Source organism: Pseudarthrobacter cellobiosi, assembly GCF_023913755.1.
Lineage (GTDB): Bacteria > Actinomycetota > Actinomycetes > Actinomycetales > Micrococcaceae > Arthrobacter > Arthrobacter cellobiosi.
This window is the reverse complement of record NZ_JAMXBJ010000034.1, coordinates 69,220-81,860: the sequence shown is the minus strand read 5'-3', so window position 1 is coordinate 81,860 and position 12,641 is coordinate 69,220. Positions and strand designations below refer to the sequence as shown.

Sequence of the window (12,641 nt, the reverse complement as noted above, 5' to 3'; positions counted from 1 at the left end):
ATGGGTTCTAGACAAGCTCCATTTTCCTTGAAAAGACGGGCATTCTCGGTTTAAACCGCCGTCGGCGCCCCGAGCAACATCGGTGGATCAAGGCTTAGCGTGCGCGTTCGACGTCGGCGGCGCTTTCTGTATCCCCGCGGGCGGTGAGCCCAGCCACGACGCCGTCGACGTCCGCCGCTGACCGGTTCTGGCTCAGCTTGGTCTTGGCCTCGATCCTGGTGATGACCAGTTCGATGCCCACAATGGCGCGCAACTGGCCCGAGACGTAGCGTTCCGGCGCGTCGTCCACGCTCCAAGGGTGGTCAAAATCCGCTTCGTTGGCGTTGGTCAGCCGCCTGACCTGGCCGGCGAGCCATGCCGGGTCGTCATGGATCACGAGATGGCCGTACACGTGCGCCGTGGAGTAGTTCCACGTGGGCACAACGCGCCCGTGCTCGGCTTTGGACGGGTACCAGGACGGCGAAATGTATGCGTCCGCGCCCTGGATGATCATCAGTGATTCGCCGATGGCCGGTTCGGACCACTGGGGGTTGTTCCTGGCGACGTGCGTCTGCAGCGCGCCGTGCTCGCCCACCGAGGGGTCGTAGGCAAACGGCAGCAGCGTGGCGATCAGGCCTCCTGACGTCGTGGTGACCAGGTTCGCTGCGCCCGGCCGGGTCAGCAGTTCTTGAACGGCATCGGGGCCGGCTTCAAAATGAGCTGGGGTGTACATGGGACTAATCCTTCGCTGACTGGAGGGATTTTGTGGCGTCGAGGACGGCGGGCTGGGCGGGCGCCGGTTGAGTTGAGGCCGGCCTCATCCGGACCCGGACCGCGGCGCCCGCGCAGAGAATAACGGCCAGGCCGCCCACGATGGTGCTCCACGTCAGGGTCTCGCCGAGCAGGAGGCCCGCCCAGCAGATGCTCAGCACGGGCTGGACAAGCTGGATCTGGCTGACCTGGGCCATGGGGCCAATAGCCAAGCCGCGGTACCAGGCGAAGAAGCCGAGGAACATGCTGACCACGCCCAGGTACGCAAAGGCCAGCCACTGGACCGGTGTGCCCGACGGCGGCTGCGGCGCCACGGATACCGCCACCAAAAACACCATCAGCGGCGACGCCAGCACCAGTGCCCACGACACGGTCTGCCAGGCGCCGAGCTCGCGGGCCAGCAGGCCACCCTCCGCATAGCCGATGGCCGCGGCCATCACCGCGCCGAGGAGCAGCAGATCGGCCCAGTGCAGCTGCCCGAACCCGCCGGACTGCAGGGATCCGAAGGCTATTGCGGCCAACCCGCCCACGCCGGTGATGAGCCAGAACGCCATCGGGGGATGCTCACGCCCCCGCAGGACAGCCACGGTCGCCGTCGCGGCGGGCAACAGGGCGATCACCACTGCGCCGTGACTGGCCGGCGTTGTGGTGAGCGCGAAGGAAGTCAGCAGGGGAAACCCGACGACGATGCCGCCGGCCACCACCGCGAGGCGGACCCACTGCGTGCCGCGGGGTAGCCGCTGCCGGGTGAGGACGAGCGCGAAGGCGGCGAGGATGGCGGCTACCACCGCACGGCCTGACCCGATAAACAGCGGCGACAGGGACTCGACGGCCACCTTCGTGAAAGGAACCGTGAAGGAGAAGGCTGCTACTCCCACGAGACCCCACCAGAGGCCGACGGGCTGGCGGGAAGGTATCACTGGCGGTAAAGGAGCAGTAGCGCTACTATTGTCTCTCATGAATAACGATAGCAGTTCCCGGATTGTGGCGCACCTGAAGAAATGGATTTCTTCGGCCGCGCCCGGTGCGAAGCTGCCGTCCACGCGGTCGCTGGTGGCCGAGTACCAGGCCAGTCCCGTCACGGTGCAGAAGGCCCTGCAGACGCTCACGGCGCAGGGGCTGATCGAGAGCCGGCCCGGCGTGGGGACCTTCGTGCGCGCCGTCCGGAGTGCCCGTCCCTCCGACTACGGCTGGCAGACGGCGGCCCTCCGTTCCCCGCTGGCGCCGCCTCCCCCGGCCTCCAGCACCATGCGCAACGTCGCCAACGATGCCATCTCCTTCCACTCCGGCTACCCGGACCGCGAACTCCTGCCCGAGCGGCTGGTGCGGGCCGCCATTGCCCGGGCAGCCCGCGGTGACGCGGCCTTGTTCCGTCCGCCCGCAGCAGGCATGCCGGAACTGCAGTCGTGGTTTGCGCACGAACTCGGTGCCTCCACGCCGGCCGGGACCACCCCGCCGAACCCGAGTGACGTCGTCGTACTCCCTGGAAGCCAAAGCGGGCTGAGCTCCGTCTTCAGCGCGCTCGCGGGCCGCGGACAGCCGCTGCTGATGGAATCGCCGTCCTACTGGGGTGCCATCCTGGCAGCGGGGCAGGGCGGCGTGCGCATTGTCCCGGTGCCCAGCGGACCGGACGGACCGGACCCGGCGGAACTGGCCCGAGCCTTTGAGGAGTCCGGCGCGCGGCTGTTCTACGCGCAGCCCAACTACGCCAACCCCACCGGCGCGCAGTGGTCTGCTGAACGGCGTGAACAGGTCCTGGACGTGGTGCGCGCGAAGGGCGCGTTCCTTGTGGAGGACGACTGGGCGCACGACTTTGGCATCAGCTCCAACCCCGTGCCCGTCGCCTCCCGCGACGACTCCGGCCACGTTGTCTACCTGCGCTCGCTGACCAAGAGCGTGTCACCGTCGATCCGGGTCGCCGCGGTGATCGCCCGCGGTCCGGCACGGGAGCGCATCCTGGCGGACCGGGCGGCCGAATCGATGTACGTCAGCGGGCTGCTCCAGGCGGCAGCGCTCGACGTCGTGACGCAGCCCGGGTGGCAGACGCACCTTCGCAGCCTCCGCCACCAGCTCGAGTCACGCCGCGACCTGCTCGTCACCAGCCTGCGCCAGCACGCCCCTCAGGCGCACATCGAGCAGGTGCCCAAGGGCGGCCTGAACCTCTGGGCGCGTCTGCCGGACGGGACCGACCTGGAACGGCTGACCCGCGACTGCGAAACCGCCGGGGTGATCATCGCCGGCGGCAACGAATGGTTCCCGGCCGAGCCGGCCGGTCCGTTCATCCGGCTCAACTACTCGGGGACGAATCCGGGCGCCTTCCCCGAGGGCGCCCGGATCATTGGCCAAATGCTGGAGCGGAACAGGGGCTAGGGCTCAGCTGGCCAGTTCAGCGCAGACGTCAACCACTGTGCCGGTACCTGTGAACATACCTCCGCGTTCGCTTCCGTCGGCGTTGAGGGTCCAGTTGACGGTACCGATGGTGAAGTACACGCCCAGAGGATGCCCGTTTGCTTTAGGAACGGTGATGATGTTGCGCCCCGTCGCGGTAACGTACTGGCCGCCATCGGAGGCTGGCTCAATGTGGGTCACGCCCGAGGCGCCCTCGTAGGTTATGGATTCCCCTGATTTTGCCGTGAGAGTGACAGTCAAGCCCGGCCAGATGATCTTGGCCCGGTCACCGGGCAGGTCGATAACCCCGACCTTGCCGTCAGCCGTGAGGACCACCTTGAAGCCCGGGCATGGCACGGTGAATGAGCCGGCAATCGGCCCGGGAGCAGCTGCGGCAACAGCCGGGGGCACAGGGGCGACCAGGGCGGCTGCGGCCAAGGCTGCAGGGGCCAATGCGCGGGTAATCGTGGTTTTCATGGGATTTCCTTTCGAACGTATATCGGATGGGTGACTCAAGCGTGGCTCCCGGGGCTTAACCGGTCCTTAATCGCTGCCGGGACTCTGGACCCTCTGCCCGCCGCAGGAGCATGATGGGGTTGATGCGGCTCCTCGGGGCCCATCGCGTGTCAGGGCGGGCGTATGGGGTCGCTGGTCGATGAGCTCCGCGGGACCGGGCCGGTCAGGTCCGGGCCAGCGGCCGGTCGGTGAGGGGTGCTTGGCGATGGGCGCACTGTGGATACGGGCCCTGGGCCCACTGGAGGTGGTCGCCGGCGGGACGCCGGTTGCCGTGCGTGCTGCCCAGCAGCGAATTGTGTTGGCGTGCCTGGCCCTGCGGGCCAATTCGGTGGTGACCCATGACTTCCTCGTAGAGTCACTCTGGTCCGGCAACCCGCCCGCAAAGCCGGGCGCACAGCTTCAGGTGTATGTCGCGAACCTTCGAAACATGCTGGATCCTGATCGATCCAAGGGCGCCGCCTCCCTGCGGCTGGCGAGCCGGTCGGGCGGCTACGTGCTGACGATTGCCGAGGACGAGCTCGACCTCCTGCAATTCCGTGAGCACATCGCGGCCGGCGAGCTGGCGGTGCAGGCCGGGGATTTAGCCGGGGGCGCGGAGTCTCTTCGCCAGGCCGTGGAGCTCTTCAGGGGCCACGCATTTCCTGACTTGGCGGACATCGAGCTGTTCCGACCGGAGCTGGACGAACTCGAGGATCGCCGCCTGGATGCCTACCAGGACCTGGCTGAGGTTGAGCTCGCGCTCGGCCGGCACGGCACGCTCGTGGGCGAGTTACAGACGTTGGCTGCGCAGCATCCGTATCGGGAACGGCTGTGGGCGTCGCTGGTGCTCGCTCTGTACCGCTCCGATCGGCAGGCGGATGCGCTGGCAGCCTGCCGTGACGCGCGCCAGGTCTTCCGCGAGGAACTGGGCATCGACCCTGGTTCACGCCTCCAACTGTTGGAGCGGTCGGTGCTGCAACAAGACGCGTCGCTAGCTGCCCCGACTACTAATGGGCACCGCCGCATCAGGCAACGGCTGGACAACCTTCCGGCCGAACTCACCCCGCTGGTCGGGCGGGACGCAGAACTGGCCGAGGTGTGTTCCCTCTACCGCTCGGAGCGCTGCAGGCTGGTCACCGTAACGGGCGCCGGCGGGACCGGCAAGACCCGGTTGGCCTTGGCGGCAGCGGCGCAGCTCGGTGAGCGATTGGCCGACGGCGTGGGCTGGGTCAATCTCGCCCCGCTCACCCAGACTCAACAAGTGCCGGCCGCCATAACTGCTGCGCTCGGGTTGCAGGACCGGGCCGGAGAGGACCCGCTGAAGGTCGCCGCCCGCTTCTTACGCTCGCGCCGGCTGTTGTTGGTCCTGGATAATTTCGAGCACCTGGAAGAGGCTTGGCCGGTGGTGCTGGATATGCTGACCGCGGCCCCTGGCCTGCGGATCATGTCCACTAGCCGACGAAGACTTGGACTTCGCGCCGAGTACGAATACGAGCTCGCACCGTTGGCCCTGCCTCCGTTCGACCCGCCGCTGCAACCGCGCGTGTTACGGGAAGTGCCGGCCGTGAAACTTCTCCTGGCCCGTGGACGGGCAGTCCGTCCGCATTTCGAACTCGACCACGGCAACGCAGCAGTGCTGACCCGTCTGTGCCACCGCCTGGACGGCCTTCCGCTGGCAATCGAACTGGCAGCCGCCCAGTTGCGGGATCACAGCGAGACCGAGCTCCTGGACGACTTGGAGGTCAGCCTTGCCGCGCTGCCGGCAGCCTTCCGCGACCTTCCGGACCGCCAGCGAACCGTCACGGCCACGATCGAGTGGAGTTACCAGCTGCTGGATGAAACCGAGCGGCAGCTTTTCGATCAGCTTGGCGTGTTCGCTGCTGATCCAACCGTGGCGGCAGTTAGCCGCATCTGCGGATCGACTCCCGCCACAGAGGCTGAGACGGAAGACTTGCTGACGGGACTCGCACACCATAGCCTGCTGCGTCGCTACACCGACCCGGCGGGAGCAAAACGCGTGTCGATGCTGCATTCGATCCGCGAGTTTGCCCGCGACCGTCTCGGGTCGCGTGGCGAGGGGGCAGCAGTGCGGCGCCAGCATGCTGAGTACTACCTCGCCCTCGCCGAGACTGTCAGCCCTCAGCTTTGGGAGCGCGGTCAAGTGGACGCCTTCCGGCTGCTGAATGCTGATGCGCCGGATTTGCGCGGTGCCCTGCTCTGGGCCACCGGACCGGACGGCTCGACTGATCTGGCCCTGCGGCTGATCGGACAGCTCTGGCATTTCTGGGAGCTCACCGGGGACGTGGCCGAGCAGTGTGAAATCGCCCTCAAGCTTGTAGCCGGCACACCGGACGCCGCACCTGCGCTGAAGGCTGCCGCGCTTAGCGGAACAGCCACCCTCTGCTGGATACTGGGCCGCAACGACGAGGCGTCCGACCTCCACAACCGGGCGCTTCAGGCATTTAGGAGGTCCGGAAACGAGCAAGGCGCCGCCTGGTCCTCGATGTGCCTGGCGACGCAGGCGGCCCAGCGAGACGACTCGGACACCGCTCAGCGACTGGCTGGCGAAGTCTTGTCGCTGCCCCACGCCAGCCCGCGCACGCGCGTCGCAGCTTTGATTATCCTGGGTCTGCTGGCACTGTACGCCGGCGACATCGGCCGCGCCCTTGACCTGTGCCGCGAATGTGTCGAACGTGCACGACCACTCGGCGATCGATCACTCCTCGGGAATACCTTGGTTAATCTGGCCGACAGCACAGAGCAATCCGGCGACTACGATACTGCAGAACAGCTGCTGTACGAGGCACTCGGCGCGGCGCTTGAGCTCGGTGCACAAGGCCACGTCGAGGCTTTCCTCGAGTCGATTGCCGGCGTCTACGCAGCGCAGCACCGCGTCGAGGAGGCCATTCGACTACTGGCGGCCGCTGACGCCTACCGAAGCGACCGGGGGCTTCCCCTCTACCCCGCAGAACAGCGACGCATCGAATCGATCATCACCAAGGCTCGGGCCGCGGCCGGTCCCATCCGCTTCGGACTGGCCTGGGCGGGAGGCGAGTCGCTGACGCTCACCCAAGTCGTCCACGAGGTGCTGCACGTTAGGCAGGCGAGCAACCCCGGCGAGTTCATTAACGATGACCCCGTTCGTCCGACTTTCGATCGACCCAACGAAAGCGCCGTCAGCGCCGCGCCCTGGTGACCATCGCGTCGGTGCTTATTCGCCCAGCAGCCCGTAGGTACTGACGACGTTGCCCTTCGTGGTCCGGTACTGGTCCTTTAGACCGAGCCGTGTCACGGGGTCGCCGTCCTGGAACAGCTTCCTGCCGCTGCCGGCCACCACGGGGTGGGTGATCAGGGTCAGCTCATCCAGCTGCCCGGCGAACAGCAATTGGCGCACCACCGAGATGCTGCCGGTCACGGCGATCTCGCCGCCGTCGCGCTCTTTCAGGCCCGCCACGAATTCCTCCAGCGGTCCCTCGATCAGGTGGGAGTTCTGCCACTCAAGCGGCTCCGTCAGCGTCCGGGAGGCCACAAACTTTTCCACCGGGTTGATGAAGCCGGCGAAGTCCTCGTCCACCGATGCTGTGGGCCAGTAACCGGCCCACTCCTGGTAGCTCACCCGGCCCAGCACCACGGTGTCCACGCTTTCCATCATGCGGGTCAGAGCCTGGCCGAGGTCGTCGTCGAAGCTGTCGAACTGCCAGAGGAACGGGTCTGAGACCACGCCGTCAACGGAGTGGAACAGGCCGGACGTGACTTTGCGCATGAGGTCCTCCAATGTCAGGGGGCGGTTGTCATCCACGGTATTGGCTGTGCCCGCAGCACGGAAGCCCCGACCGGTGGTTGAGCCTGCCGAAACCTGGATCTCGACGGGCCGGATCACCGGTCTCAGCCGAGCCGCCGTTAGGTTCGTCACCACCACCTGCGTGTTGCGCAAATCCGTGAGCCTGCAGCCGCATACTGGTGTTCATGCGGCCTCTCACCGCACCCCGGCCAGGCAGGAGGAAAATGCATGGAAACCCTGAAGAAGATCGTACGCAACCAGTACTTCCCCGCGGCCGCGGTGTTGACGGCGGTGTTGCTTTTCTGGATCATCGCTATGTTCGGCGGGCTCTCCCTGTTGAACAACAACCAGCCGCCCATGACTACCTTGACGTGGATGCTGTTCGTCTACGCTGCGGCTGTCCTGACGCCGCTGGCAGGCATTCTGGCCGGTGTGGACCTGGTCCGCCGCTGGCGCCGCAACCGCATGTACGCGTTGGTTGAGATGGGGCAGGACGGGACCACCGAGTACGAGACCGTGCAGGACGAAGCGGTGCAGGACGCGGAACCAGCGGACGAGCAGGTGCAGGAGCCCGCAACACGGCCTGAGGCCCCGGTGCAGCCGGCCGAGCACGAAGCCCCAAGGCAGTCCGCCCCGAACCAGCCCGCACAACACCGCCCGGTAACCCAGCAGCAGCCCGTGAAGCGCCATCCGGTGCAGCAACAGCCTGCCAAGCAGCAGACCGCCAATAAGCAGCCGGCCCAGACGAAGCAGCGCAAAAAAGCCGCGTAGCCGCTACTGCAGCGCCAGCTCCACCCGGTTCCGGCCAGCCGCCTTGGCTACATAAAGCGCGGCATCGGCCTCGCCCAGGAGGATGTCGGCGTCGGCCGGGTGCTCGGCGGTGAACGCGGAAATCCCGGCGCTCAGCGTCAGCTGCCCCAGCGGATCCCCGGAGTGGACAATTTCCAGCTCGCGCACGGTGTCCAGCGCCCGCTCCATAAAGGCCTTGGCGCTCAGCTGTGACTGGTTCGGCAGCACCAGCAGGAACTCTTCGCCGCCGTACCGGTATACGCCGTCGCTCTTCCGCGCCGCGCCCACCAGCGCCCCCGCCACGGCCCGCAGCGCGAGATCGCCCGCCTGGTGCCCGTAGATGTCGTTATAGCTTTTGAAATTGTCCACATCGCACATGGCCACGCAATACCCCTCCGTGTACCGCTGGCTGCGGGCATGCAGCTGCTCGAGGTCCTCGGAGAGCTTGAGCCGGTTGTGCAGGCCGGTGAGCGGATCCGTCCGCGCCTGTTGCGACAGCACCTTCCGGTAGTGAGCCAGGTCCGCGTGCAACGTGGTCACCCGCAGCGCCACCAGCAGCCGCGCATGCAGGACAAACGGGTCCAGCGGCTTGGTGACGTAGTCGTCCGCCCCGGCTGCGAGCCCGGCGAGCACATCGTCCCGGGATCCTTGCGACGTCAGCAGCACGATGTACGTGTACAGGTCCGCCCCGCGCGCCCGGATGGCCCGGCACAGCGCCAGCCCGTCCATCCCGGGCATCATCCAGTCCGTGACCACCACGTCGGGTTGGTGTTCCAGGTACAGGGCCCACGCCTCGTCACCGTCGGCCGCCGTCAGGCAGTCATGCCCGTAGCGTTCGACGGCGGCGCGGGCCACCAGGAGCGAGCCCGGATCGTCATCTGCCACCAGGACTTTCACTGTGCCACCTCCAGCGCCAGATCGAGTTCAAAGTCCACGCGCACAAGCGCAGCTTCCAGCCGGCTGACCAGCTGCGGGCCGCCGTCGAGCATTCCGCTGCGTCCCAGGACCTCCAGTTCGCCGCACAGGCTTGCGACGGCGGTGGCCCCGATGTTGGCCGCCGCACCCTTCAGGGCGTGCGCCGCCTGCGCCAGGGCCGGCCCGCCGCCGTCGTTCACCGCTTCGCGCAGCGCCGCGAGCCGCGCGGGAACGTCCTTCCGGAACGCCTCTGTCGTGGCGGGCAGCATGCCCAGGCCGTCCTCCGGGCCGAGGCCGCGCAGCATCGCGAGCCGGTCCGCATCCAGCGCCGGAGCACCTCCACCGGTGACGGCCAGCAGTTGGGGAGCCACCTGCTGGGGAGATTCGTGCTGGGGAGCCTCCTCCAACTGAGGAGCCGCCAGCTCTTCCGGCGAAGAGAGCGGTGCCTGCTCGGGGACCCAGCGGGCCAGGGCGGCTTCAAGCTCGGCGGCGTCCACCGGTTTGGAGAGGTAATCGTCCATGCCGGCGGCGAGGCAGCGTTCCCGGTCCCCGTCCAGGGCGCCGGCGGTCATCGCGATGATGGGAAGATGGCCGGCCCTGCCGCCGCGCCGGCGGATGACGCGCGTGGCCTCGAACCCGTCCATCACGGGCATGTGGCAGTCCATCAGGATGGCGGCGTACCGGGTGCTGGCGGTGGCGGCTACGGCTTCGGCGCCGTCGGCAACCACGTCCACCGCGTAGCCGAACTTGGTCACCGTGGCGCGGGCTACCAGCTGGTTCACCTCGTTGTCCTCCACTACCAGGATGCGGCCCCGTGATGCGCCCCGGAGGGACGACGCATCGGACGAATCAGCGGACGACTCCGGGGAGGACTCGGGGGACGAACCGGACGACTCGGCCGACGGCTCAGCGTCGGAATGCTGGCCAAACCCAAGAGCCGCCGGGGCATGGTGTTCACTCGTGGACATCAGCCGGATCAGGCGGTTGTAGAACTCGGAGCTGCGGACCGGTTTCATGAGCCATTCGCGGACTCCGGCGTCGGCGATCTCGGCGGCGTTGACCTGCATGGTGGACGTGAGCATGATCAGCTCCATGTCCGCCAGTGCGGCGTCGGCCTTGAGTTCGCGGGCCAGCTCCAGGCCATCGGTATCCGGCATGCAGAGGTCCAGCACGGCCAGGTGGAAGGGTACTCCGGCTGCTGCGGCTTCGTGGGCGAGGGCCAGCGCGGCGCGGGCATCCGGCACGGCCTCCGGCTGCAGCTTCCAGCCGCGCAGCTGGGATTCCAGCACCAGGCGGTTGGTGGCGTTGTCGTCCACCACCAGGACGCGCAGCCCGGTGAGGAAACCGGCGGCCGGCACGGGATCCGTGGACGGTGGCGCGACGGGCACGGGGATGCGGAACCAGAACGTGCTGCCCTCGCCCAGAGCGCTGTCCAGCCCGATCTCGCCGTTCATGGCCTCAGTGAGCCGGCTGCAGATGGCCAGGCCCAGGCCTGTGCCGCCGTAGCGCCGGGTGGTGGAAGCGTCCGCCTGCGAGAAGGATTCGAACAGGCGCGCGTGGTGCAAGGGGTTGATCCCGATGCCCGTATCGCGGATCTCGAAGCAAACCATGGCGGTGGCCCCGGGCTTCGCGTCCGGCGTCTCCGTCGTCACGCGGATGGACACCTCCCCGGCCGCCGTGAACTTCACGGCGTTGGAGGCCAGGTTCAGCAGGATCTGGCGGATCCGGCCGGAATCACCGTGCAGCCTGGCCGGAACGTCCGGTTCGCAGTAGGCGATCAGCTCAAGGCTCTTGGCCTGCGCGGGCTCGGTCAGCAGACCGGCCACTTCCTCCACGAGGGCGCGAGGATCGAAGGCGCGGATGTCCAGGTCAACCTTGCCGGCTTCCAGTTTGGAGAAGTCCAGGATGTCGTTGATGAGGGACAGCAGCGCCTCACCGGCGCCTTTGACGCCCTGGGCGTACTGCTTCTGTGTCTGGTCCAGCGGCGTCTCCAGCAGCAGTGCGGTCAGCCCCACCACGCCGTTCATGGGGGTGCGGATTTCGTGGCTCATGGTGGCCAGGAACTCGGACTTGAGCCGGCTCGATTCCAGTGCGGCTTCCCGCGCGGCCTTCAGCTCCAGTTCGGCGGCCCGGCGCAGGGTGATGTCCCTGGCGATGGTGCCCAACCCGCTGAGCCGGCCGGTATCGTCCCGGATGGGGGAGACGGTCATCGACACGGGAATGACGGCGCCGTCCTTCGTCAGGTGCTCCATCTCGAAGCTCATCGCTTTGCCGCTGGCGCGGATCTGCTCGAAGACCTTGGCGGCACCGGCGATACCGCCCGGCGGCAGGAGGAAACGCGCGTCGCGGCCGATCGCTTCCTCGGCCGTGTAGCCGTACTGCAGTTCGGCTCCGGGGTTCCAGCTGGTGATGATGCCGTAGGGTGTGGTGCTCAGGATGGCGTCCGTGGAGGAGTTGACGATCGCGCCCAGGCCCTCCAGCTCAGCAGTCCGGGCCGCCACTTCCTGCTCCAGCCCGGTGGTCAGGGTGAGGTTCTCGATGATGATCAGCACCTGGCGGACCAGGATGAGGGCAACGGTGACTCTTGCCACCACCAAGAGGAAAGTGCTCATTTCCTGTACATGCGGGGCCGCGAGCACCATCAAGGCCACCAGGATGGGTGCGTAGGGGAGCAGCTCCAGGGCCAGCGCAAACGCCTTACGGTCCGGCCGCGGGTCTTCCGCGTAGGGGACCAGCGGTGCCAGCGCAATCAGGAGGAAGGCGATAATCCAGCCCAAGGCGAGCGGTGAACCGGTGACTCCCGTGACGCCGTCGGACGTCAACCGCACGTAGATGCTGTCCGTGACGGTGAGGACCAGCAGGCCGCCGCCGAAGCACAGCCACGGCAGGCGTTCGCCGGGCTGCCGGCGCATTCCCAGGACCAGCACCAGCGACGTGATGATCACGTCCACCACCGGGTAAGCCATGGTGGTGAGCCGGGAGAGGACGTCGCCCTCGGCGCTGATGGCCGGGCCCAGCGCCATGTACCAACTGATCGCCAGGACCGAGCCAGCGATGACCGCCGCGTCCAGCACTGACCGGAGCAGTCCAACGCGGGTGGTGCCGCCGGGCCGCTTGAAACTGAACAGCGCGATGGCGGCCGGCAACGAATACCCCACGAATCCGACATCCGCCAGGGACGGGAAGGGGTAGGCGTGGTCGTTTGTGAGCCCGTAGTACGTCCAGACGGCCTGGCCGGCGGCCCAGACATAGGCAGCCACCGACATCAGGGTCCAGGCGCGTGCGTTCACGCCGCCGCGCAGCGCCGCCCGGCCGCAGCTGTGACCTGCCAGGACGGCAGCCGCGAGGATGGAGAAATCGCCGGCCACCATGGCCGCCGGAGTGCCGCTGTTGGCGGCAAAAAACAGTCCAAGCACACCCACCACCACGGCAGCAGGAACCACCAGCCAGCCCAGTGCGGCCGTGCTCCTCACCGTGGCAGGACGCTGCTCCAGGAGACCATTCTGAGACACGCGGATCCTCC

General features: G+C 67.5%; 9 protein-coding genes. 3 read left to right on the top strand and 6 right to left on the bottom strand.

All coding sequences use genetic code 11. From position 1 onward, the window contains the following. Positions 1-94: 94 nt before the first annotated feature. Both NG696_RS05060 and NG696_RS05055 read right to left on the bottom strand, forming a co-directional pair. Positions 95-712, bottom strand: a complete 618-nt coding sequence (locus NG696_RS05060) for an FMN-binding negative transcriptional regulator (RefSeq protein WP_252574471.1) — start codon at positions 710-712, stop codon at positions 95-97. A 4-nt stretch (positions 713-716) separates the two neighbouring features. After that, complete coding sequence (locus NG696_RS05055; RefSeq protein ID WP_252574470.1) at positions 717-1,709, bottom strand: DMT family transporter; 993 nt, start codon at positions 1,707-1,709, stop codon at positions 717-719. Here NG696_RS05055 and NG696_RS05050 point away from each other — a divergent pair. Then, a complete protein-coding gene (locus tag NG696_RS05050) occupies positions 1,708-3,120 on the top strand; it encodes an aminotransferase-like domain-containing protein (protein WP_252574468.1) in 1,413 nt (470 codons plus the stop codon). The two genes, NG696_RS05055 and NG696_RS05050, sit on opposite strands and share 2 nt — an antisense overlap. A gap of 3 nt (positions 3,121-3,123) precedes the next feature. Here NG696_RS05050 and NG696_RS05045 read toward each other — a convergent pair whose 3' ends face one another. Further along, positions 3,124-3,615 (bottom strand): hypothetical protein, encoded by a 492-nt coding sequence (locus NG696_RS05045; protein WP_252574465.1) that lies wholly within the window; start codon positions 3,613-3,615, stop codon positions 3,124-3,126. Between the two features lie 244 nt (positions 3,616-3,859). Between NG696_RS05045 and NG696_RS05040 the strand changes: the two genes are divergently transcribed. Next, positions 3,860-6,829 carry an AfsR/SARP family transcriptional regulator gene (locus NG696_RS05040; protein ID WP_252574463.1) on the top strand — a complete coding sequence of 990 codons (2,970 nt, stop codon included), beginning with the start codon at positions 3,860-3,862 and terminating at the stop codon, positions 6,827-6,829. 15 nt (positions 6,830-6,844) lie between these two features. Here NG696_RS05040 and NG696_RS05035 read toward each other — a convergent pair whose 3' ends face one another. Further along, positions 6,845-7,396: a dihydrofolate reductase family protein gene (locus tag NG696_RS05035; RefSeq protein ID WP_252566721.1), complete on the bottom strand. Its 552-nt coding sequence runs from the start codon at positions 7,394-7,396 to the stop codon at positions 6,845-6,847. A gap of 246 nt (positions 7,397-7,642) precedes the next feature. Here NG696_RS05035 and NG696_RS05030 point away from each other — a divergent pair, with 246 nt between their 5' ends. Next, positions 7,643-8,185 carry a hypothetical protein gene (locus NG696_RS05030; protein ID WP_252574460.1) on the top strand — a complete coding sequence of 181 codons (543 nt, stop codon included), beginning with the start codon at positions 7,643-7,645 and terminating at the stop codon, positions 8,183-8,185. Positions 8,186-8,188: 3 nt separating this feature from the next. On the opposite strand, the gene NG696_RS05025 is transcribed toward NG696_RS05030, so the two are convergent. After that, positions 8,189-9,100 (bottom strand): GGDEF domain-containing protein, encoded by a 912-nt coding sequence (locus NG696_RS05025; RefSeq protein WP_252574457.1) that lies wholly within the window; start codon positions 9,098-9,100, stop codon positions 8,189-8,191. Then, positions 9,097-12,630, bottom strand: coding sequence for a hybrid sensor histidine kinase/response regulator (locus NG696_RS05020; RefSeq protein WP_252574454.1), 3,534 nt, complete (start codon positions 12,628-12,630; stop codon positions 9,097-9,099). The genes NG696_RS05025 and NG696_RS05020 overlap by 4 nt, the downstream gene beginning before the upstream one ends. Positions 12,631-12,641: the final 11 nt, after the last annotated feature.